At 34.4% G+C, this 21,972-nt stretch carries 20 protein-coding genes; 14 read left to right on the forward strand and 6 right to left on the reverse strand.

Going from position 1 to position 21,972, the window contains the following annotated elements; translation table 11 throughout:
• Positions 1–87: 87 nt before the first annotated feature.
• The 9 genes from K1X16_RS16145 (at position 88) to K1X16_RS16185 (ending at position 8,526) form a co-directional block, all read left to right on the forward strand.
• A complete protein-coding gene (locus tag K1X16_RS16145) occupies positions 88–1,626 on the forward strand; it encodes a YifB family Mg chelatase-like AAA ATPase (RefSeq protein ID WP_225037137.1) in 1,539 nt (512 codons plus the stop codon).
• A 142-nt stretch (positions 1,627–1,768) separates the two neighbouring features.
• Entirely contained in the window at positions 1,769–2,887 is a 1,119-nt protein-coding gene (locus K1X16_RS16150; RefSeq protein ID WP_225037138.1) for a DUF2891 domain-containing protein, read from the forward strand.
• On the forward strand, positions 2,884–4,107 hold the full coding sequence (locus tag K1X16_RS16155; RefSeq protein ID WP_225037139.1) for an Nramp family divalent metal transporter: 1,224 nt from the start codon (positions 2,884–2,886) through the stop codon (positions 4,105–4,107). The genes K1X16_RS16150 and K1X16_RS16155 overlap by 4 nt, the downstream gene beginning before the upstream one ends.
• A 1-nt stretch (position 4,108) precedes the next feature.
• Positions 4,109–4,852 carry a 5-oxoprolinase subunit PxpA gene (gene pxpA, locus K1X16_RS16160; protein ID WP_225037140.1) on the forward strand — a complete coding sequence of 248 codons (744 nt, stop codon included), beginning with the start codon at positions 4,109–4,111 and terminating at the stop codon, positions 4,850–4,852.
• Between the two features lie 7 nt (positions 4,853–4,859).
• Positions 4,860–5,591: a 5-oxoprolinase subunit PxpB gene (gene pxpB, locus K1X16_RS16165; protein ID WP_225037141.1), complete on the forward strand. Its 732-nt coding sequence runs from the start codon at positions 4,860–4,862 to the stop codon at positions 5,589–5,591.
• On the forward strand, positions 5,584–6,435 hold the full coding sequence (locus K1X16_RS16170) for a biotin-dependent carboxyltransferase family protein (RefSeq protein ID WP_225037142.1): 852 nt from the start codon (positions 5,584–5,586) through the stop codon (positions 6,433–6,435). Before pxpB ends, K1X16_RS16170 begins: the two co-directional genes overlap by 8 nt.
• A 72-nt stretch (positions 6,436–6,507) precedes the next feature.
• Positions 6,508–7,023, forward strand: coding sequence for a hypothetical protein (locus K1X16_RS16175; protein ID WP_195871226.1), 516 nt, complete (start codon positions 6,508–6,510; stop codon positions 7,021–7,023).
• A gap of 10 nt (positions 7,024–7,033) precedes the next feature.
• Positions 7,034–7,738 (forward strand): hypothetical protein, encoded by a 705-nt coding sequence (locus K1X16_RS16180; protein ID WP_225037143.1) that lies wholly within the window; start codon positions 7,034–7,036, stop codon positions 7,736–7,738.
• Positions 7,714–8,526 (forward strand): sensor histidine kinase, encoded by an 813-nt coding sequence (locus tag K1X16_RS16185; RefSeq protein ID WP_225037144.1) that lies wholly within the window; start codon positions 7,714–7,716, stop codon positions 8,524–8,526. The genes K1X16_RS16180 and K1X16_RS16185 overlap by 25 nt, the downstream gene beginning before the upstream one ends.
• On the opposite strand, the gene K1X16_RS16190 is transcribed toward K1X16_RS16185, so the two are convergent.
• The 6 genes from K1X16_RS16190 to K1X16_RS16215 all read right to left on the reverse strand — a co-directional run bounded on the left by K1X16_RS16190 (position 8,523) and on the right by K1X16_RS16215 (position 16,364).
• Positions 8,523–9,224, reverse strand: a complete 702-nt coding sequence (locus tag K1X16_RS16190) for an RluA family pseudouridine synthase (RefSeq protein WP_225037145.1) — start codon at positions 9,222–9,224, stop codon at positions 8,523–8,525. The two genes, K1X16_RS16185 and K1X16_RS16190, sit on opposite strands and share 4 nt — an antisense overlap.
• 19 nt (positions 9,225–9,243) lie before the next feature.
• The gene (locus tag K1X16_RS16195; protein WP_225037146.1) at positions 9,244–9,597 is read right to left on the reverse strand and encodes a four helix bundle protein; all 354 of its coding nucleotides are present in this window, start codon (positions 9,595–9,597) and stop codon (positions 9,244–9,246) included.
• A gap of 30 nt (positions 9,598–9,627) precedes the next feature.
• Complete coding sequence (gene panB / locus K1X16_RS16200; RefSeq protein WP_225037147.1) at positions 9,628–10,446, reverse strand: 3-methyl-2-oxobutanoate hydroxymethyltransferase; 819 nt, start codon at positions 10,444–10,446, stop codon at positions 9,628–9,630.
• A gap of 177 nt (positions 10,447–10,623) precedes the next feature.
• Positions 10,624–12,051, reverse strand: coding sequence for an L-serine ammonia-lyase (locus K1X16_RS16205; RefSeq protein WP_225037148.1), 1,428 nt, complete (start codon positions 12,049–12,051; stop codon positions 10,624–10,626).
• Positions 12,052–12,178: 127 nt separating this feature from the next.
• Positions 12,179–12,667, reverse strand: a complete 489-nt coding sequence (locus K1X16_RS16210) for a dihydrolipoamide dehydrogenase (protein WP_225037149.1) — start codon at positions 12,665–12,667, stop codon at positions 12,179–12,181.
• Between the two features lie 160 nt (positions 12,668–12,827).
• A complete protein-coding gene (locus tag K1X16_RS16215) occupies positions 12,828–16,364 on the reverse strand; it encodes a choice-of-anchor I family protein (protein ID WP_225037150.1) in 3,537 nt (1,178 codons plus the stop codon).
• A gap of 270 nt (positions 16,365–16,634) precedes the next feature.
• Between K1X16_RS16215 and dnaK the strand changes: the two genes are divergently transcribed.
• From dnaK to K1X16_RS16240, 5 genes are all read left to right on the forward strand, one after another.
• Positions 16,635–18,554, forward strand: a complete 1,920-nt coding sequence (dnaK, locus tag K1X16_RS16220; RefSeq protein ID WP_195871218.1) for a molecular chaperone DnaK — start codon at positions 16,635–16,637, stop codon at positions 18,552–18,554.
• A gap of 311 nt (positions 18,555–18,865) precedes the next feature.
• Positions 18,866–19,381, forward strand: a complete 516-nt coding sequence (locus K1X16_RS16225) for an outer membrane beta-barrel protein (protein ID WP_225037151.1) — start codon at positions 18,866–18,868, stop codon at positions 19,379–19,381.
• A gap of 57 nt (positions 19,382–19,438) precedes the next feature.
• On the forward strand, positions 19,439–20,005 hold the full coding sequence (locus K1X16_RS16230) for an RNA polymerase sigma factor (RefSeq protein ID WP_225037152.1): 567 nt from the start codon (positions 19,439–19,441) through the stop codon (positions 20,003–20,005).
• Complete coding sequence (locus tag K1X16_RS16235; RefSeq protein WP_225037153.1) at positions 19,992–20,780, forward strand: hypothetical protein; 789 nt, start codon at positions 19,992–19,994, stop codon at positions 20,778–20,780. Before K1X16_RS16230 ends, K1X16_RS16235 begins: the two co-directional genes overlap by 14 nt.
• 20 nt (positions 20,781–20,800) lie before the next feature.
• Positions 20,801–21,865, forward strand: a complete 1,065-nt coding sequence (locus K1X16_RS16240; protein ID WP_225037154.1) for a hypothetical protein — start codon at positions 20,801–20,803, stop codon at positions 21,863–21,865.
• Positions 21,866–21,972 lie beyond the last annotated feature (107 nt).

A 21,972-nucleotide genomic window follows, 5' to 3' on the forward strand; every position in this document is an offset into this window, starting at 1 on the left:
TTTATAGAATACAAAACCTTTCAAGATAAAATTTGAAAGGTTTTTTTATTACGCTGATTTTCTTACTTTTAAGAAAACTAATCGTTCATGCTAAAAAAAGTATTCGCAAGTGCTGTCTTCGGTGTAGAGGCCTCAACTATAACTGTTGAGGTAAATGTAGATAAAGGTGTTGGTTACCATTTAGTAGGACTTCCTGATAATGCCATAAAGGAAAGTAATTATAGAATAGCAGCGGCACTTCAAAATAACGGTTACCGTATTCCAGGAAAAAAGATTACCATTAATATGGCACCTGCCGATTTACGAAAAGAAGGCTCGGCTTACGATTTAACTTTAGCCATCGGGATTTTAGCAGCATCTAATCAAATTAAAGCGGAAAACTTAGAGGATTATCTTATTATGGGGGAATTGTCCTTAGATGGAAGTTTACAGTCGTTTAAAGGTGCACTGCCAATCGCTGTAAAAGCGCGAGAAGAAGGGTTTAAAAATATTATTCTACCCAGTCAAAATAGTAAAGAAGCGGCCATTGTCGATGATATTAAAGTTTTTGGTGTTGATAATATAATGCAAGTCATCAATCATTTTGATAAGGGTGAGCCGCTTGAGCAAACCATCATAAATACACGAGAGGAATTTTATAAAAGTTTAGATTTTCCTGAGTTCGATTTCGCCGATGTTAAAGGTCAAGAATCTATAAAACGCTGTATGGAAATCGCAGCAGCTGGTGGTCATAATATTATTTTAATTGGTCCACCTGGTTCAGGAAAAACCATGTTAGCAAAACGCTTACCGAGTATTTTACCACCAATGACCTTACACGAAGCTTTAGAAACCACAAAAATACATTCCGTGGTTGGAAGAGTAAAAGCACATACGGGTTTAATGGCGCAGCGACCGTTTAGAAGTCCGCATCACACCATATCAAATGTAGCCTTAGTTGGCGGCGGAAGTTACCCACAGCCAGGTGAAATTTCCCTATCACATAACGGTGTGTTGTTTTTAGATGAATTGCCAGAATTTAAACGTGAGGTTTTAGAAGTCATGCGTCAACCTCTTGAAGATCGTGAAGTAACCATTTCTAGAGCAAAATTCACGGTGACCTATCCATCGTCTTTTATGTTGGTAGCTAGTATGAATCCAAGTCCAAGTGGCTTTTTTAATGATCCTGATGCGCCAATAACTTCGTCTCCTGCCGAAATGCAACGTTATATGGGCAAAATCTCTGGACCACTTTTAGACCGTATTGATATTCATATTGAAGTCACACCTGTGCCTTTTGAAAAATTAGCTGATGAGCGTAATGGTGAGTCGTCTGTAGAGATTAGAAAACGCGTGACCAAAGCAAGGGAGCGACAAACCGAACGATTTATAGATTTAGATAATATCCATTACAATGCGCAGATGAGTACAAAGCAAATTCGAAACTATTGTAAGCTAGATGAAGCGTCAATGTTGCTTTTAAAATCAGCAATGGAGCGCTTAAACTTGTCAGCGAGAGCTTATGATAGAATTCTGAAAGTAGCGAGAACTATAGCTGATTTAGAGGGTGCGGATGACCTTTCTGGTGCTCATATTAGTGAGGCGATTCAGTATCGTAGTTTAGATCGTGAGGGTTGGTTAGGTTGACCAATTCCTGTAAACACAGGAATCTCTAATTTAATAAGCCAGTAAATCATTTTAGGCAATAGCTAAAGCAAAACATTTTTTTATTTTAGCCTGAGAAGCATTTGTCTTCAAAATAGCTTTATTTTTAATACATAAATAACACATGAAAAAATTATACACATTAGCCTTTGTTCTTTTGGCATTCAGTTGTAATAATCCAAAAGAAAAGCAAACTACAGAAGAATCAACTATTCAAGAGGTTGAAATCGTAGAAACTCCGACTTTAAATTTGGCTCAAGCGAATCATTTAGCGCAGTTGCCAATAAACTGTATTAACGTAGAATACCCAAATAAGCTTGGTCAAACTATTGGTAGTGCTGCAGATTTAAAATCACCAAAAGAATTGCATCCTGCGTTTTATGGTTGTTTCGATTGGCATTCGGCAGTGCATGGTCATTGGAGTTTGGTGAGTTTACTAAAACAGTTTCCAGAGTTGGAGCAAAGAGAAGCTATTGAACAACAGTTGCTTCAAAATATTTCAAAAGGAAACATCGAACAAGAAATACTGTATTTTAAAGGCGAACACAATGCGTCTTATGAGCGGACTTACGGTTGGGCGTGGTTATTAAAATTGGCGGAAGAATTGCATACTTGGGATAGTGATATTGCTCGAGAATTAGAAGGAAATCTTATGCCTTTAACAAATTTAATAATAGCAAATTACATTGAATTTTTGCCAAAACTAAAGTATCCAATACGTGTTGGTGAGCATACAAATACGGCGTTTGGTTTGAGTTTTGCCTACGATTATGCGGTTGCAGTGGAACAAACAGAATTAAAAACTGTAATTGAAAATAGAGCAAAAGACTTTTATTATAACGATCAGGATTGCCCTATAGCTTGGGAGCCAAGTGGATTCGATTTTTTATCCCCTTGTTTAGAAGAAGCGGCATTAATGAAGCGTGTTTTAGAAAAAGAGGATTTTAAAGACTGGCTAAATGATTTTCTACCAGAATTAAAGGCTAAAGATTTCGATTGGTCGGTTGGAGAAGTGTCTGATAGAACGGATGGAAAATTAGTGCATTTAGATGGTGTTAATTTTTCGAGAGCATGGAGTTTAAACTATGTGGCTAAAGGTTTGCCAGAATATCAGCATCTTCAGAATTTGGCAAACAAGCACATTAATCATTCACTGCCAGGAATTGTTGAAGATAGTTACGAAGGTGGACATTGGTTAGGGAGTTTTGCTATTTACGCGCTAAATTCAATAGATAAAGAATGATAAAATTCTTCAAGAATATTGGACCAGGATCATTAGTTGCAGCGGCTTTTATTGGTCCAGGGACAGTAACGGTTTGCACCTTAGCAGGTGTGAATTTTGGTTTCGCATTATTGTGGGCAATGGTATTGTCGATATTTGCAACCATTGTATTGCAAGAAATGGCAGCGCGGTTAGGCATTGTTTCTCAAAAAGGTTTGTCTGAAATTATTAGAGAAGAAATAAAACATCCAATTGTAAAAGGAATTGCTTTGCTTCTAATTGTCAGTGCCATTGTTATCGGTAATGCGGCTTATGAAGCCGGAAACATTAGTGGAGGTGCTTTAGGGTTAGAAGCGATAGTTGGTGACGTAATATGGAAAATAGGGCAGTTAAATCTCAATATTATAAGTTTAATAATTGGAGTTATTGCTTTTGTGTTGTTGTATATTGGAAATTATAAAGTATTAGAAAAAGCTTTTGTGTTTCTGGTGATTCTAATGAGTGTTGCCTTTATAACGACTGCAATTCTAACAAAACCTAATATTTTAGATATTCTTAAAGGTATAGTTATTCCTGTTGCGCCTGAAGATGGTATATTAACCGTAATCGCTTTGATTGGTACAACCGTTGTGCCATATAACCTCTTTCTGCATGCGTCATTAGCAAAAACGAAATGGAAGTCTAAGGAAGATTTACCAATAGCAAAGAAAGATACCTTAGTTGCTGTAATTTTAGGAGGAACAGTGTCTATGTGTATTATCATTGCGGCTTCAGCTATTCAGAAGCAAACGATTACAAATACAGCTGACTTAGCCTTAGGTTTAGAACCGTTATTTGGAAGTTTTGCGAAATACTTCTTGGCTATAGGTCTGTTTGCGGCTGGTGTTACAAGTGCGATTACAGCACCTTTGGCTGCAGCATTTGTGGCTAGTGGTTGTTTGGGTTGGGAAGCGGATTTAAAATCTAAAAAGTTCAAATCGGTTTGGATGATTATTGTGGTTTTGGGAGTTGTGTTTTCGAGTATTGGATTTAAATCAATCGAAATCATAAAATTTGCCCAAGTAGCTAATGGTTTGTTGTTACCTGTTATTGCTGGTTTTCTGTTATGGGTAATGAATAAGTCTACTGTTTTAGGTGCTTATGTGAATTCTAAACTTCAGAATGTTTTAGGTCTTATAATTCTAGTAATTACCATCTTTTTAGGATTGAAAGGGATTCTGAGTGTTTTTAACGTTTTATAAAATGAAAAATGTAATTCAAATAGACATCAATGCAGATGTCGGCGAAGGAATAGGTAACGAAGCCGATCTTATGCCGTATTTATCGTCTTGTAATATAGCTTGTGGTGGACATGCAGGTGATCTTGCGAGTATGAGGGCTATAGTGAAACTTGCTATTCGTGATAAGGTAAAGATTGGTGCGCATCCTTCGTTTCCTGATAAACTGAATTTTGGAAGAGAAATTATGGAGCTATCTGCTACAGATTTATACGCAAGTCTAAAGCACCAAATAAGGTCTTTACAAGCAGTATTGCAAAATGAAGGTGCGTGTTTGAATCATATAAAACCACATGGTGCACTTTATAATTTGGCAGCTAAAGATGAAAAAACAGCACGTGTAATTATTGAAGTGATTAACAGTATTGCGTCACCAATTAAGCTGTATGCGTCTTTTAATTCTGTTTTAGCTAAAGTTGCCAAACAGGCAGAAGTTGAAGTCTTGTTTGAAGCCTTTGCGGACAGAAATTACAATGAAGATTTGTCATTGGTTTCTCGTAAAAATAAAGACGCTATTTTGCATGAAAAAGAGGCTGTTTTAAATCATATTTTAAATATGATAAAATACCAAAAAGTGAAGTCCGTGAGTGGAGTAGAAGTGCCTATAAAAGCATCGACAATATGTGTGCATGGTGATACCGATAATGCTATTGAAATAGTGAGGTATTTATCCGGTAATTTGAAGAAATATAATATTCAAATTCAATAAAAAAAGTATGAGTTTTAAACTTCGATATTCGCAATATAATGAACGTTCTATTTTAATAGAATGGCCGGCAAGTATTGATGAAAGTATCCTTAAAGACGTGTTGTATTTTAAAGGAATTATTGAAAAGAAATATGTTAAACAAAAAGTTTACATAATATCTGCATACAATTCATTATTAATAATATATGGTTCAACTATTGATAATGTCAATGGTGAATTTGAAGCGTTAAAAAGTCTATATGTAAGTCTAAAGGAGACCTATGAAACAGATTCTAATATTTTTAAAATACCTGTTTGTTATGAGGATGAATTTGCCATAGATTTAGCCTCATATTCTAAAAAAATAAAACGACCTAAAGACCATATTATAAGATTACATTCAGAACCAATTTACACCGTATTTTTTATTGGTTTTTTACCTGGCTTTTTATACTTAGGAGGACTGAATTCAGACTTGCATTTAGACCGAAAAACAACACCTAATCTCAACGTAAAAAAAGGCTCAGTTGGCATCGGTGGAAAACAAACCGGAATCTATCCGCAAGACAGTCCAGGAGGATGGCATATAATTGGAAATTCACCGTTGGAATTATTCAACCCAAAACAGAATCCACCATGTTTTTTAAAAGCAGGTGATAAGGTGAAATTTCATCCTATTTCAAAATCTGAATACGCAATGTTTCAAGAGCAGATTAAACATTCAAACTTCGATTTAAAAACCCTTTTAATTGATGATTAAAGTTTTAAAATCAGGATTCTTTTCTACAATCCAAGATGAAGGACGCTTTGGACACTTAGCATATGGTGTGCCTGTTTCTGGTGCAATGGATTCTTATTCGAGTCAATTTGCTAATGAGCTCATTGATAACCCTATTGAAGCCGCAGTTATAGAAATGACCATGACAGGTGCAGAACTACTATTTTTAAAATCCACAACTATTGCAATTACAGGTGCTGATATGAACCCTGTTTTAAATGGTAACGCTATTGATATGTATAAATCAATTACTGTGAAACCAGATGATACATTGTCTTTTGGACGGTTAATTAATGGCTTTAGAGCGTATATTGCCGTCAAAGGAGGTTTTTTATCTGAATCAGTTTTGGGAAGTAGGAGCATGTTAAAAGGAATTACAGACAACTCCCGAATTCACAAAGGGGATTTTTTAGAAATCAATACAACTTCAAATGTCGTCCGCTCTAAAAATGCAAAATTAAAATTTAATCCTTCTCATTTGAATGCGGATATTTTGGATGTCACAAAGGGACCTGAGTTCGATAGATTAACTAAATCCCAACAAACTTTACTTTTTAGTAAAACGTTTCAAGTTTCTAAAAACAACAATAGAATGGCTTACCAGCTAGATGCTTTAGTTCAAAATAAGTTAGCGTCTATTATAACATCACCAGTTTTACCAGGAACAGTGCAACTTACTCCGTCTGGACAACTCATTGTGTTAATGCGCGATTGTCAAACCACAGGCGGCTATCCCAGAATATTACAGTTACCAGAAAAATCAATTAATATGTTGAGTCAGAAAACCGCTAGAAGTAGCTTCAAATTAAGACAAAGTGTGTTTTAAAGTGAGAAAACATTTAATATATTAAATAAAATTAATAATTTACACACAGTATTAACTAACCAACCTTTAATCATGAAAAAACTCGTTTTACTTGTCTTGGGAATACTGTTAGGAGCATTAGCAATGTATTTTTTCAATAACAACAATCATCAAGATATGTCAACAAAACCACCAAATATTAAGCCTCCTAAAGGTTTAATTTCACCAGAACAAATTAAAACTTTAGACCAAGCTTATAATGAGCGTTATAACATTATAAATGATTCTTTATTTAAAGGTTCTAAGACTGGAGATAATAGATCGTCTTGGTATAGTTTAGAAGATATTGAAAACTATATAGCTCACGCAAAAAAACAAGCAAATGACAATGGCAACACCTTAGACGGATTACGCCTGTATTTAGGTGCAAATCCAGATACGAACAAAGAAAAAGGATTAACCACTTTGTTTTTTGTGCCTACAGGTTATAAAAACACATCCGAAGGTGGTCTGTTTTCGTTGCAAGATGGAGGTAATGATTTAGGTGATTCTGATGGATTGGATATGGCTAAAAGTGGAATGCCACCTGGAGCTAATTATCCTCAATAAACATAATTAAATGCATGAGTTTTTTAAAGAATATTATTCCGTAATTTCACATTCTATAGAATTTTTGGCTGCTTTAACAGGGGTTTTGTATTATAAAAAGTTCAAATTTACAGTAGCCAAATATTTAATCTTTTTTTTGATTTATGCCTTTTTTGTCGATTTAATTGGTAGTTATCCAGAGTATTTATATAATCTGGATTTGTATTATTTAATTGAAGGTACACTAATTGAAATCAATTATTGGTGGTTTACGATATTTTGGTTTTTTGGTATTGTAACGTTTATCTCATTTATTAACTACAACATCTTAAAAAAGACTATTTATAAAAAAACGGTGAAATATGTGTTTTATATCTACACGAGTTTATTTCTCATTTACTGTATTGTAAATTTTGAAAAGGTATTTTTAATGTTAGACCCTTTTTTAATGACATTGAGCCTTTGGGCCATTTTTGTCTGTGTCTGCGTTTATTTAGTAGAAATACTGCAAAGCACTAAAATTATTTATTTTTATAAATCTATTTACTTCTATATAAATGCCGCATTTTTATTTTGGATTTTACTCTTAGGACCAATGGTCTTTTATGAAATATATTTTTCAACAGCAGATTGGAGTTATATTATTTTAAAATATCAAATTTATTTAGGAGTTAATGTTCTTTTTTATTTAACCCTTACTATAGCCATAATATGTTGCGAACCAGAGACCATTTAGTTACTTCAGATGCAGAACGTTATCTGTTAGTTTATATGATTAGTGTCTTATTAGTTGTAGTTGCGCTAGTTATTATTTTCTTTGTGGTTTTTCAGAAACGAAAAAATCAACTACTCATAGATAAAGTTAATCAACAACGAAAGTTTGATGAAGAGCTTGTTAAAACCCAACAAGAAATTCAAGAAGAAACTTTAAAGCATGTTGGTAGAGAGTTGCATGATAATGTGGGGCAAATGTTGATTTTGTCAACTATGCAAATGAATGCAGCTGCAAGTGTGGTTAAGGACGACGCAAAAGCTAAGGTAGAAAATGCAGCTAGTGCCTTAAAGGATTCATTAGAAGAAGTTAGAGCGCTTTCAAAATCATTGAATAGTGACGTTATTTTTAATCTAGGTTTCGATAGTACGGTTAAAAATGAGGTTGCACGGTTAAATAAATCAGGATTAATTGAATCTAAATTATTAATACAAGGTGAAAAGGTGAATTTTGAAAATAAAAAAGATGAAATTATTCTATTCCGAATTCTTCAAGAGTTTTTCTCAAACACCTTAAAATATGCCGAAGCTGAACAATTAGTAGTGTCTTTAGATTACGAAGAACAATTCTTAAATATTAATGTAGAAGATAATGGAAAAGGCTTTGATGTTGATAAAGTAGAAAAAGGATCTGGATTACTTAATATGGAAAAAAGAGCTGAATTACTGAACGCAACATTTCAATTAACCTCACAGTCGGAAAATGGTACAGTCTTAACATTACAATATCCGTATAAGAATAGTTTTAGCTAAGGGTTGCAGGCATTCCAAAGTGGGTCTTCAGGTAAAGGCGCGGTAATAAAAACGTCTTCTTTTTTTACAGGATGTATAAAACGTAAGGTTCGGGCATGCAAACTAATACTTGCGTCTTTGTTACTACGATCAAAACCGTATTTTAAATCCCCTTTTATAGGACAACCTATGGAGGCCAATTGTACGCGAATTTGGTGATGTCTTCCGGTTTCTAAATCAACTTCCAATAGATAAAAATTATCTAGTTTTTGAATGATTTTATAATGTAGAATCGCTTTTTTGCTACCTCCAACTTCCTTTCTAAACGCTGTAGATTTATTGTTTTTTGGATTCTTTTTTAGCCAATGAATTAATGTGTCTTCAGTTTTAGGTGGTTGTTTTTTAACTAAAGCCCAGTACGTTTTTTTAGCAGATTTTTCAGCAAATAATTTGTTTAGTCGCGGTAATGCTTTACTTGTTTTAGAAAACATAACAATCCCTGTGGTTGGTCGGTCTAAACGATGAACAACACCCAAATAAACATTACCTTCTTTGTTGTATTTGACTTTTAAATACGATTTAACAACCTCACTCAAGGGTTTGTCACCTGTTTTGTCACCTTGTACAATATCACCTGCACGTTTATTAACGACGATGATGTGATTGTCTTCATGAATGACTTGAAGGTTGTTTTTATTTGAAAGGATTTTATTAGACATTTTAGATCTTTAGAAAATATTAGATTAATTTAGATTTAAATTTTGAAATCATTTTGATAATTTCATCTAATTCAGAAAGGCATGATTGGAGTTCTTTATCTAAAATAAAATTTAAATCAGCGGAAATAAGAAGCTGAGTTTCTATTTCGTAAGCTGAACCTATTGATATTTGTAAAAACCGAGCGAAATTTTTATTAGAATTTCTGGAAGATCCTTCAGCTATATTTGAAGGAATTGAAACCGATGCTCTTCTCAATTGATTGGTTAGACCAAATTTTTCTGAATCTGGAAACTTTGAAGTAATAGCATAAATTTCAGAGCAGAATAACCTACTTCTTTTCCAAATCAGCAATTCTTTAAATTTATGAGCCATATTCCAGGTTCAGTTATCTAACAATCTAAATTAATACTGTTCCTCATCATTAGGAAAATCTTCAGACTTCACATCTTCAACATACTGACCAATAGCAGTTGTCATTTCCTCATAAAGATTCATATAGCGACGTAAAAAACGTGGATTAAACTCATGTGTCATTCCTAGCATATCATGTAATACTAAAACCTGACCATCAACATCTGCACCAGCGCCAATTCCGATAACAGGAATAGAAACGCTTTCTGCCACTTCTTTAGCTAATGCTGCAGGAATTTTTTCTAAAACAATCCCAAAGCAACCTGCTTTTTCAAGCATTTGGGCATCTTGTTTTAATTGTTGTGCCTCAACTTCCTCTTTTGCTCTTACCGTATAAGTACCGAATTTATATATAGACTGAGGTGTTAATCCTAAGTGTCCCATAACAGGAATTCCAGCGTTCAATATACGTTTTATGGAATCTTTGACTTCTTTACCACCTTCCATTTTAACAGCATGGCCTCCAGATTCTTTCATAATTCTTATGGCAGAACGTAAGGCTTCTTTAGGATCACTTTGGTAACTTCCAAAAGGTAAATCAACCACAACTAAAGAGCGATCAATACCTCTAACTACAGAAGAGGCATGATAAATCATTTGATCTAAGGTGATGGGTAACGTTGTTTCATGACCAGCCATTACATTACTCGCAGAATCACCAACTAATATAACATCAATTCCGGCACCATCAACGATTTTTGCCATGGTATAATCATAGGCGGTAAGCATGGATATTTTTTCGCCTTTAGACTTCATATCTACTAAAGTCTTAACCGTAATTCTTTTGTATTCTTTTTTTGCTACTGACATTGTGTTTTTATTAGTTGAATGTAAAAATAATGAGATTTGTTAAGTTTCTAATTGATTTACACCATAAAATTCTAGAATCAGTATTTTATCTTCATAAATTTTATTGAATTCTAAAAACAAGAGAATTGTATTACACCTTCAAAAATGACATTTTAAATATAGGTAAATGGTGTGACGTTAACAGTCCGTCAAATGCACTCCAACAGCCAAGCCTCCTTCTGAAGTTTCTTTGTACTTAGAGCTCATATCTTTTGCGGTTTCCCACATGGTCTGTACTACTTTATCTAGAGGTACTTTTACATTCTTCGGATCCGTATCTAATGCTAATTCTGCAGCGTTAATGGCTTTAATCGCTCCCATAGAATTTCGTTCAATACATGGAATCTGTACTAAGCCACCAATGGGGTCACAGGTTAAACCTAAGTGATGTTCCATCGCGATTTCAGCGGCTACTAAAACTTGTTCTGGTGTGCCGCCAAGTAATTCACATAAAGCACCTGCAGCCATAGCTGAAGAGACTCCGATTTCGGCTTGGCAACCTCCCATTGCAGCACTAATAGTCGCATTCTTTTTAAAGATACTACCAATTTCGCTTGCGACTAAAAGGAATTTTTTAATATGCTCAAAATCGGCATCATGGTTTTCTATCACCAAATAATACATTAATACCGAAGGAATAACACCAGCACTTCCGTTGGTAGGTGCAGTGACCACACGACCTAAAGAGGCGTTTACTTCGTTTACAGCCAAAGCAAAACAACTCACCCATTTTAAAATCTGTCGGAATTTAACTTCAGTCTGTCTTATGGTTTCTAACCATTCTTCAGGACTGTCATACGAACTATTGACGTCAATTATATTTTTGTGCATGTCGTAAGCACGTCGTCTTACATTAAGTCCGCCAGGTAAATTACCTTCCGTATGGCAACCCGTGTACATACATTCTAACATGGTGTTCCAGATGCGTTTTAATTCAAAATCTATTTCAGTTTCATCTCTTATAGATTTTTCATTTTCTAAAACCACACCAGAAATTGGGAGTTGTAGTTGCTCACAAAATTTCAATAGCTCTTCACCGTAAGCTACAGGATAAGGAAATGTGCAATAGAATATAATCTTATTGGCCTTAGACTTTTTTCGTTCTTCTTGCACTACAAATCCTCCACCAATAGAGTAGTAGGTGTATTTATAATTTCTACCATTGATTAACGCTGTAAAAACCATGCCGTTAGAATGAAAAGGAAGCGATTTACGATTAAAGACAATATTTGATTTAAAATCGAAAGGAATCGTTCTTTCATTATTGAACATTAAAACGTTGTTTGTTTTAACATCATTAATTATAGTATCAATGTCTTCAATAGGCATGCGTTCTGGGTCAGCACCAGTTAAGCCTAAGATTACAGCTAAATCAGTAGCATGCCCTTTTCCTGTTAAAGATAAAGAGCCATAAAGGTCTACGGTTATTTTTTCGACTTTATCGAATCGTTTTTTATCCTTTAACTCTTTAATCCAACGTTCTGCTGCTCGCCAAGGGCCTAAAGTATGAGAACTCGATGGTCCTACACCAATTTTTAGCATGTCGAAAACTGAAATACACTCCATTTACGAAATCGTTTTTGTTGGTTGCAAATATAGGCAGATGTTCATTCAAAGCTGAAAATTTCGACAATAAAAAAAGCTTGAAATTGGTTTCAAGCTTTTTAATATATTTCATGTTAATTTCAAGGTTTTATTGAACGTATTCCATGACATCATCATAATTTGTAATATCTAAATTATTATTACTAATATATTCGATAGGTAGCACAACAACTCGAAACACCTGGTTTAAAGTGTCACCAGATAATAGCGTGTTAAAATCAAAATCTGAAGGCGCATCAAGAAAAATTGTTACATCAGTGAAATTATCTTGGAAGTTGTATTGAAACTCACCACTATCCGTGTAAATTGTTTGAGGTAATAGTCTCCATGTATCAGGGTTTTCATCCCAAAGCAAATATACTAACACCATGTCATCGTCATCTATTTCTATGTTTTCAGGAAAAAGAACTAATTGTTCAAAGCTATTGTTAGCGGTAAAATCAAGCGGTAAAGTTTCAAACGACTGTCCGACAAAATTGACTCCATCTTGTCCGTCAAATCCAGGAGGGCCTTGTTCGCCTTCGCAAGAAGTTATTAAAAATGTAAGTGCAAATACTAAAGAGGCTATTTTTCTCATGATGATATAAATTTTAATTAATTACTAATGTATTGCTATTTATTATCAAACAGTATGCCTTTTTATAATTTAACTTTCAAAATGATAAAGATTAATCTTTATAAAATTAAAAAAAGCACCTTTAGTTAAAGGTGCTTTTCAGGAAAATAAATTAGCAGATTTATTTGATTAAAAGCTTAAAGCTTCCTCCATTTTTTGTTTTCAAGATATAAGTGCCAGCAGTTAAAGTTGGCAATTGAAAATCCAGAGCATCTATTTTTGAGGCTATTTCACGACCTTGAAGATCATACAAAGTAACCGAAACCGCTTGATTAAAGTGTACCGTCTGATTAGATGTTGTTGGATTTGGGTACATCTTAAATTCAGTTACTGTATTGAATTCGTCCGTACTTAAAGTGTTGTTATTAAGTGCATAGAAACTTAAGGTAGAACTCACTTCATTAGCCATAATCACTAAACCAGTGTCATTAGGACTATTTTCTGGAGTTACATAAATAATGCCTTCAGGACCTAAATCTCCACCTTCATCTTCTCCTAAATCTCTATTATTGATGTATTTTTCAAAAACAGCATTATTAGGATCTGTAATGTTATAGGTCATGAAACCACCAACACGCTCTAAAGTTATAAAGGCATAAAATTCACCGTTAATTTCTGCGATAGTTACACCTTCTGGCTCAGGACCTTTATTATCACTTCTGTTTTTAAATTTGTTATTACTATTACTCACGTTAAATAAATCCCCATAAGTTGGGTCATTTGCAGTAAGACGTTCAAAATCATCACCACTATCAAATACCAAAGCTCCAGTCACTGTATTCCATATACTGAAAGAACGAGATCCAAATACGTGAATTTCATCAATATCTCCATCATTGTCTAAATCACCTGTGGCAGTTGTAGCTGTTAATCGACCTAAATTGCTATCTAACTGTAAGAATTCAGCATTAGTAAAAACGGTAGAATCTAAGTTTAAATCACTAACACGTTCTTCTTCTTCAAACGTGTCGTATTCTCTAGCGTCACCTTCGTTAGCAGTTACTAAATAGGTGACTCCACCAACTTCATAAGACGCCATGGCATCTGGCATATACATCCCTTTGATTGGCCAATTAGCTAGAAAAATGAAATCTGTCTTATCAGAAGCATCTAAAGTGTTTCCTGCTAAAGCATGATCTTTTAAGCCTAAAGGTAAAATATCGGTAATCGTATTTGTTGTTAAATCAATAATTCCAATGGCATTGTTTTCTTGAAGCGTTACGTATGCCGTTTGAGAATCGTTAGAAAACGTAATGTATTCTGGTTCCATATCTTGAGAAACGGTTGCGTTAGGGCCAAAGACTCTAATGCCTTCTGCTTGTAAAGTCGCTAGTTGACTATCAAAACTATTAAAGTTAATACTTAAAACATCTGCTTGAGAAATATGTCCTAATCCGCCAGTAACGTCAATAACAGAAATACTTCCTTCTGGATCAACAGAATAATCGTCATTTGGTTGTCCTTCGTTAGCCACTAAAAGTTTGGTGCCATCTGGTGTAAAACCAACCATATCAGGAAGGTTTCCTGCAGTAACCGTAGATAGGTTTGCACCATCAATATCGCAAAATACAACAACACCATCTTCTAATGGTCCTTTTGAAATCCCTAGAGCAACTATATTATTCATATAAGCTACACTTGTTGGATCACCATATGTAGATAAATCAATAGAGCTAATTGTTGAAATCGCATTGATATCAGAGAAATCTATAATCTCTAATTTTTGACCTGTTGAATTCAATACAAATAAACGTTCTGAAACCGGATCGTGAGCAACTATTTCTGCAGAACCAGCACCATCCACTAAATAACTAGAGAGGTATTCAATATCTAATACATCTGTTGGTACAGGAATTATATTGTCGTCATCTAAAATGTAAATTCCAGTAGTTTCATAAGCACCAAGTACAGCATTAACCGGATTAGAAAGTTCTAAAATAAAAAGTTCATCCATTTCTGCTAAAGCATCATTTACAACAGGAATAGTTATTGTAATTGCATCAGTAGCATTTGCAGGGAAATTTAAGGTTTGATTTGTAAACGTGAAATCATCAGTCTCAGTCGCAGTTAATAAATCAGTTACTAAGCCCACATCAATTGAAACAGCAGCATTGGGTACAGCAGATAACTCAACAGTAACGTCTATTGATGTTCCATCTTCATTAACAGCATAAGTGCTTTCTGAAAAACTTATTTGTGGTATAACGTTCGTAACTGGTGTAAAACTTCCTGGAGATGCAAATACATCGTCACCTAAAGATTGCCCAACTAAATTGGTTGCTGGTGTCCAATTTGTGCCGTCATCAAAATTAGCATCAGGATTTAATAACTCTAAAGATGGGCCATCACCATCTGCCGACGTTGGCCAAGGTACATCATCACTGTATTCAACTTGTGAAATAACACCTCCATTAGAATTTTTAATTTCTAATAATTCTCCACCATTTCCTAAAGCATTAGAGATCGCCTGTGGCATATCTAAAAATGTTTCACCATAAAAAGCTTCAGCAGCGGTTTTGTCAGTTGCTAATAATACAATTTCACCTGTAGCAAGTGTCATTTCAGGAAATGTGAAGATAAAACTCCCTTCGTCGTTAACCGTAACTCCTCCTAAATTAATAGAAGCTGAACTGCTATTATAAATTTCTAAAAATTCAAGAGCATTAGAATCATCAGAAGGTGCATTATACATTATTTCTGTGATGATTAATCCAGAAGTTAAGGCATTGTAAAATAAATCTTCACTTATGTAAGGGGTTGTTTGTATATTAGAGAATGCATCTTCAATATTATTAATACTTACGTTGTAAGCTACTCCTTCAGTTAAACCAGAATGCGTAACAGTTGCTGTTAAAGTCGCATTATCATATGTCACTGAATTGATGGCTAAAGCAGGAGAGAACACATAATTAGCAGTAGCTTCTGCAGTAGCAGGTGTTACCGCTTCAGTAAAGATAACTTCTAAAGTCGTTTGATCTATTGAATTAATATTAGCAACACTTGGAGGATTAGTATCTGTAGTTGAGATTACAAATGGAGTCGTATCAAAAGGTAAACTAGCATCATTCTCAAAAATGTAGTTGCTCATAGTGTTTAATGCTACGATATAGCCATTAGCAGTAAAACCAGTTCTTGGACCATTATATGTGGCTAAAGATGTTCCGTTAGAATAGGTTATAGCTGTAGAGCCTTCAGTTAATCCAGTACCTGCAAGTCCAGTGCCAGCACCATCATCATAAGCAGACGATGAATTTGCAACGGCAGTAATAAAAGTAGTTGGTGAATCTACATCAGTACCTTGATAAACAAATATGGCTTCAGATGAAGCGGAAATTCCACCAGGTTCTCCAACTATAGTTCCATGGGATACACTTGGTATGTCACTAATAGTGTAAAATGTAATTATTGTTCCGGCAGTTATTACATCAGAACCTGTTTGCCATTCATAATTAGCTTCACCAGAATTAAATTCGGTTTCATCCCATTCTTTATCAGAAAAATAAATGCTGCTATTTGCAGGAATATCAACAAATGTTACCATAGCAAAATCGTCATCATCATTGGCATGGAAAGCTGTAAATGCCATGTCTCCAGTATTCAATTGAGCACTGATTGTACATGTGAAAAAGATAAATAATAATTGTAAAATGTGTTTCATAATATTTGGTTGTTTTTAGTTGATGTAAAACTATCACGGCTGTGTTCCTTTATTATATACTGAGTATTATGAAAGCGTGAAGAAATTTTTAAAAACGTTAAGCTGAAGTTTTCTTAATGTTGTGGGATATATTATGACTTAACAATTTGTTAAAGTGACATCATGTCATATTTTTTGTCATGGCATAATCATTGACTTATACAAACCGAGTATAAAAATAATAATAGTATAATTTCCGTGTAGACGGAAAACGATTAACAAATAAAAATTATGAGTAAGATTATTGGAATTGATTTAGGTACAACCAACTCTTGTGTTTCCGTAATGGAAGGTAATGAGCCCGTTGTAATCCCAAACGCTGAAGGTAAAAGAACAACACCTTCGGTTATCGCTTTCGTAGAAGGTGGTGAAATTAAAGTTGGAGATCCAGCAAAAAGACAAGCAGTAACTAACCCAGAAAAAACGGTTTATTCTATTAAGCGTTTTATGGGGAATAAGTATTCTGAGTCTAAAAACGAAGCAGAACGTGTACCATATAAAGTGGTTAAAGGTGATAATGATACACCACGTGTAGATATTGATGGTCGTTTATATACACCACAAGAATTATCTGCAATGATTCTTCAAAAAATGAAGAAAACTGCTGAAGACTATTTAGGTCAAGATGTATCTGAGGCGGTAATTACAGTACCAGCATATTTTAATGATGCACAACGTCAGGCTACAAAAGAAGCTGGTGAGATTGCAGGACTTAAAGTTCGTAGAATTATTAACGAACCAACGGCTGCAGCATTAGCTTATGGTATGGATAAAAAAGGTACAGACCAAAAAATCGTAGTATTTGATTTTGGTGGTGGTACACATGATGTCTCTGTATTAGAATTAGGTGATGGTGTTTTTGAAGTATTATCTACAGAAGGAGATACACACTTAGGTGGTGATGATGTTGATCAACGTATTATCGATTGGTTAGCTGAAGAATTTATCGCTGATGAAGATATGGACTTACGTAAAGACCCAATGGCTTTACAACGTTTAAGAGAAGCAGCTGAAAAAGCGAAGATAGAGTTATCATCTTCTGCGCAAACAGAAGTTAACTTACCTTACGTTACAGCAACAGCTAGTGGACCTAAGCACTTAGTACGTACATTATCGCGTTCTAAATTTGAACAATTAATAGACGATTTAGTAAAACGTACTATTGAGCCTTGCCAAACTGCATTAAAAGCAGCAGGTATAACTAAGAGTGATATTGATCAAGTTATTTTAGTAGGTGGATCAACACGTATTCCTGCAGTACAAGAAGCTGTAGAGAAATTCTTCGGAAAAGCACCAAGTAAAGGTGTAAACCCTGATGAGGTTGTGTCTTTAGGAGCAGGTATTCAAGGTGGTGTATTAACAGGTGATGTAAAAGACGTTCTTTTATTAGACGTAACACCATTATCTCTTGGTATTGAAACGATGGGTAATGTAATGACCAAGTTAATTGAGGCTAATACAACGATTCCAACTAAGAAATCGCAAGTATTCTCAACAGCAGCAGACAATCAGCCATCAGTAGAGATTCACGTATTACAAGGTGAACGTCCAATGGCAGCAGATAACAAAACAATTGGTCGTTTCCATTTAGATGGAATTCCACCAGCAAAACGAGGAACACCTCAAATTGAAGTTACCTTTGATATTGATGCCAATGGTATCATTAAAGTATCTGCTACAGATAAAGCGACTAACAAGTCTCAAGATATCCGTATTGAAGCATCATCTGGATTAACAGAAGAAGAAATCCAAAAGATGAAAGCAGAAGCAGAAGCTAATGCAGAATCTGATGCAAAAGCAAAAGAAACAGCTGATAAATTAAATGAAGCTGATGCTATGATTTTCCAAACGGAGAGTCAGTTGAAAGAATTTGGTGATAAATTATCTGATGATAAAAAAGCACCAATTGAGTCAGCACTTGAAGAATTGAAAAAAGCATACGAAACAAAAGATATCGCAGTTATTACACCAGCTTTAGAGAAAATCAATGAAGCATGGAAAGTAGCAAGCGAAGAAATGTACAAAGCACAAGCAGAAGCTCAAGGTGGTGCACCAGAAGGTGGTCCAACTGACGCAGGAGCAGGTGCAAAAGGACAAGCTGCAGATGAAGGCAGTGATGTTGAAGATGTAGATTTTGAAGAAGTGAAGTAAGCAGAGAACCAACTTTAGCTTTTTGCTAAAGTTGTGTGAATCGCTTATGCCAATGAAAGTTGGTATCTCAAATTAAATACTTTATTCCGAACTTAATTCGGAATCTCCTTAAGAGATTCTTCACGATGTTCAGAATGACAAATAAAAAAACGCAATCATTAATTTGGTTGCGTTTTTTGTGTTTTACAAATATTTTAAACTTTTTTTTAATTCTCATCCAACCCTTTTTGTTTTAAAAGCGTTTTTACTAATAGAAGCGAAAACCTAGGAAAGTTTCAATTAGAAAAAATAACCTTTTAAAAACAAGAATCATGAAAAAAGTAAACTACATTTTAATTTTAGTCTTAATTTTAAGTGTCAATTTAGTTGCAGCACAAGACGAAGAAACCAATAGGTCAAAGTTTTCGATTGGATTTACATTAAGCGAACAGTTGGTCGGTAAAGACTCAGGAGAAAACATCGAAGGAACTTTAGGGTATGCTATAAATTCTAATATGAGCTTATATTTATCAGCCGCGAATGCTACCATGAGGAGTGATGCGTTAGATACCAATTATAAATTAGATAAATATGCAATTCAAGTGGCCTATGATTTTTTAAAATCTGAAAATACCAAACTCGAATCTATAGCTGGATTTTCATTTATAAATTTTGAAAAAAAGATACTTGAAGACGATAATAATGGGTTAGGGGTAGATTTAGGAATTCAAACCACCTTTAATTTAAGTGGACGACTTAATTATGGATTACGAATAGTGTCTACGTACAGCAGTTTTTCGCCAGGTGGAATTTTAAATGCGGGCATCAATTTTACGTACAGAATATAAAATCACTTTTAAAGTAGTCGTTTGTAACCAACTTTACTAAATTACAAGTATAAAACCATGTCAAAACTAGTATCTATAAACCAAAACGTGAGTGATTTGGTTGGATTAGCACAAGCATCCAACCAAAAAGCACAGCTGGCACTTTATGATATGTTTTCGGCAAAGATGCTTGGTGTGTGTAGGCAATATATTAAAGATTTACAATTTGCTGAAGATGTAATGATCACAGCATTTCATAAAGCTCTTCAGAATATTCATAAATACGAACCTTATGGTAGTTTTGAAGGTTGGTTACGGCGTATTATGGTCCGTGAATGTATTTCGTATTTACGTATTCAGAAAAACAAATTTAATGTGGTAGAAATAGGCGATTACTATTTCTCACAGGCAGCGACCACTTCTGATTATTCTACCTCAGAGCTTATACAAAATGCCATAGATCAACTTCCGGTGGGATGTAAAACCATATTTAATCTTTATGTGATTGAAGGTTATAAGCATCGTGAAATAGCAGATTTACTATCGGTGAGCGTAGGGACTTCAAAGTCGCAATTAGCACATGCTAAAAAGTTATTAAAAAATACACTTTCCCAATTAAATTTAAAAGACAATGGAACCAGATAATGTAGAAAAAATAATAAAGAATACCTTTAAAGAACGGGAGATTTCACCTTCTTCGGAAGCTAGAGAGCGCTTAATTGTGGCTTTGAATACGAAACCTAAAAAGAAACGAAAATTGTGGTTGCGTTATGCAGTAGCAGCGTCATTATTATTAGGATTCTTTGTTGTAGGTAGCCAGTTTGTATTAAAAACGGACAGCAACGAGCAACCTTTACAAATAGGTTATGATAATGAGACTTCAGTAGAACCAGATGAGGTGAACCAAAATGTAACACCCAAACCTAAAATAACTAAGGAGGTTTTAGTTTCTGAAACAGAAGAAGACTCGCGGAATACTGTTCAATCGAAGAAAGAGGAGCAACAGCCCATATTAAATTCTAAAGTTAAACCTTCTAATCAGCAACTGGCCGAAGCATCAAATGGTATTAAAGCAAAAAAAGAATCACTTTCTGTTGAAGAACTTAATGATAAAAGCGCTACGGATGAGCTGAAGACAACAGACAATAAAGAACAATTAGCAAATGCTAATACGTTAAATCCGATGCCATATATCACCGCAGAAGAGCTTTTAAATCAGACGGTAACAGAGCGTTCAATAGAACAGCAAAAAAATAAAAAAGCGCAATCAAAACCCTATTTAGAATCCGATGCACTTTTAGTAGAAATGGAAAAGGAATTATTTGATGAAAAAAACAAGAGTATTTTTAAGCGAGCATCCAAACAGCTAAAAGGATTTAAGGAGGCTGTTGCGAATAGAAATTACAAACCTAATCACTAATTATTAATCATTAGTTTATTATGAAACATTACATTTTAATTGTCGTCCTGCTATGCTGCACAACATATACAATGGGACAGACTAACACTTTTGAAGCTCAGGCAGCACTTATCGCTTCCAGAATTGACTCTATTACTACGGTTGAAAAGAGCACCTTAAAAAAAGCACTTCAGAAGCTTGATGAACAGGTTGAAAAAAAGGAAATGACTTTTGAAGCTGCTGAGGTTGAAAAAAAGAAACTCGCAAGCTACCACGCAAAACGAATTAATGATGCTGTGTCTAATGAAGAGCAAAAATTACTAGCTTTAATTAGAAATAAAGTCAGCGGTAAATTTGATTTGTATGCCGAAGAAAACGAACAGAATAGACCATTTATATCGGTTTTTGAAGATGAGAATTTTTACAATGATTCTATTAGTGGGTTAAAAGTAGAAAAACGATTAACCACACAATTTGTAGTCGCTTTTGGTATGAATACAATTCTAAACGATGATAGTGGTTATTATGGTGATGGCTTTAAATCGAATCTTCTTGGAAATAGCGAATTGGGTTTTACTTTTAAATATAAACTTAAAGAAGAGTCAATCTTCTGGAACTTAAAATTTGGACTTTCTATGATGGTTGATTCTTACAAGCCGAAAGAAGAAAATTCAATATTGGTTAAAAATGATGATGAAACCACGCTTCAAGATAGTGGTTATGAGCTTAAACGTTCTCGGTTAGATAACATGGCAATTGCGCTTCCAATACATATAGAAATAGACCTATCAAAACCACAATACCACAGTAAAACTGAGCAAACTTATTTGCGTTCGCAACGAGGTTTTAGAATGGGTTTAGGAGGTTATTTTGCCGTTAGAATTTATACCTCGCAATTTATAAGATTTGACGATGAAAATGGTTTAAACACACAAGTAACACAGCAAGATAATTTTAATTTGAACAATATTAATTTTGGACCAAGTGCTTATATTGGTTATCGAGATGTGAGCTTTTATGCAAAATATGACGTAAATCCAATTTTTAAAAATAATCCTGATGATATTAATACAATTTCTTTTGGACTGCGATTAGACCTAAATTAAAGCACATAAAACGATATAATAAGAAAACGCAACCTCAATTAATTCAGGTTGCGTTTTTAATTTAGAGTATTTGGATTTAATCGGCTATAAATCAAAATTTAATTAAT

Source organism: Winogradskyella sp. SM1960 (genome assembly GCF_020179375.1).
GTDB lineage: Bacteria > Bacteroidota > Bacteroidia > Flavobacteriales > Flavobacteriaceae > Winogradskyella > Winogradskyella marina.

What these genes read in the sequence shown, in the direction of transcription:
- K1X16_RS16145 (WP_225037137.1), top strand. Translation starts at nt 88, where the DNA reads ATGCTAAAAAAAGTATTCGCAAGTGCTGTCTTCGGTGTAGAGGCCTCA.
- K1X16_RS16150 (WP_225037138.1), top strand. Translation starts at nt 1,769, where the DNA reads ATGAAAAAATTATACACATTAGCCTTTGTTCTTTTGGCATTCAGTTGT.
- K1X16_RS16155 (WP_225037139.1), top strand. Translation starts at nt 2,884, where the DNA reads ATGATAAAATTCTTCAAGAATATTGGACCAGGATCATTAGTTGCAGCG.
- pxpA (WP_225037140.1), top strand. Translation starts at nt 4,109, where the DNA reads ATGAAAAATGTAATTCAAATAGACATCAATGCAGATGTCGGCGAAGGA.
- pxpB (WP_225037141.1), top strand. Translation starts at nt 4,860, where the DNA reads ATGAGTTTTAAACTTCGATATTCGCAATATAATGAACGTTCTATTTTA.
- K1X16_RS16170 (WP_225037142.1), top strand. Translation starts at nt 5,584, where the DNA reads ATGATTAAAGTTTTAAAATCAGGATTCTTTTCTACAATCCAAGATGAA.
- K1X16_RS16175 (WP_195871226.1), top strand. Translation starts at nt 6,508, where the DNA reads ATGAAAAAACTCGTTTTACTTGTCTTGGGAATACTGTTAGGAGCATTA.
- K1X16_RS16180 (WP_225037143.1), top strand. Translation starts at nt 7,034, where the DNA reads ATGCATGAGTTTTTTAAAGAATATTATTCCGTAATTTCACATTCTATA.
- K1X16_RS16185 (WP_225037144.1), top strand. Translation starts at nt 7,714, where the DNA reads ATGTTGCGAACCAGAGACCATTTAGTTACTTCAGATGCAGAACGTTAT.
- K1X16_RS16190 (WP_225037145.1), bottom strand. Translation starts at nt 9,224, where the DNA reads ATGTCTAATAAAATCCTTTCAAATAAAAACAACCTTCAAGTCATTCAT.
- K1X16_RS16195 (WP_225037146.1), bottom strand. Translation starts at nt 9,597, where the DNA reads ATGGCTCATAAATTTAAAGAATTGCTGATTTGGAAAAGAAGTAGGTTA.
- panB (WP_225037147.1), bottom strand. Translation starts at nt 10,446, where the DNA reads ATGTCAGTAGCAAAAAAAGAATACAAAAGAATTACGGTTAAGACTTTA.
- K1X16_RS16205 (WP_225037148.1), bottom strand. Translation starts at nt 12,051, where the DNA reads ATGGAGTGTATTTCAGTTTTCGACATGCTAAAAATTGGTGTAGGACCA.
- K1X16_RS16210 (WP_225037149.1), bottom strand. Translation starts at nt 12,667, where the DNA reads ATGAGAAAAATAGCCTCTTTAGTATTTGCACTTACATTTTTAATAACT.
- K1X16_RS16215 (WP_225037150.1), bottom strand. Translation starts at nt 16,364, where the DNA reads ATGAAACACATTTTACAATTATTATTTATCTTTTTCACATGTACAATC.
- dnaK (WP_195871218.1), top strand. Translation starts at nt 16,635, where the DNA reads ATGAGTAAGATTATTGGAATTGATTTAGGTACAACCAACTCTTGTGTT.
- K1X16_RS16225 (WP_225037151.1), top strand. Translation starts at nt 18,866, where the DNA reads ATGAAAAAAGTAAACTACATTTTAATTTTAGTCTTAATTTTAAGTGTC.
- K1X16_RS16230 (WP_225037152.1), top strand. Translation starts at nt 19,439, where the DNA reads ATGTCAAAACTAGTATCTATAAACCAAAACGTGAGTGATTTGGTTGGA.
- K1X16_RS16235 (WP_225037153.1), top strand. Translation starts at nt 19,992, where the DNA reads ATGGAACCAGATAATGTAGAAAAAATAATAAAGAATACCTTTAAAGAA.
- K1X16_RS16240 (WP_225037154.1), top strand. Translation starts at nt 20,801, where the DNA reads ATGAAACATTACATTTTAATTGTCGTCCTGCTATGCTGCACAACATAT.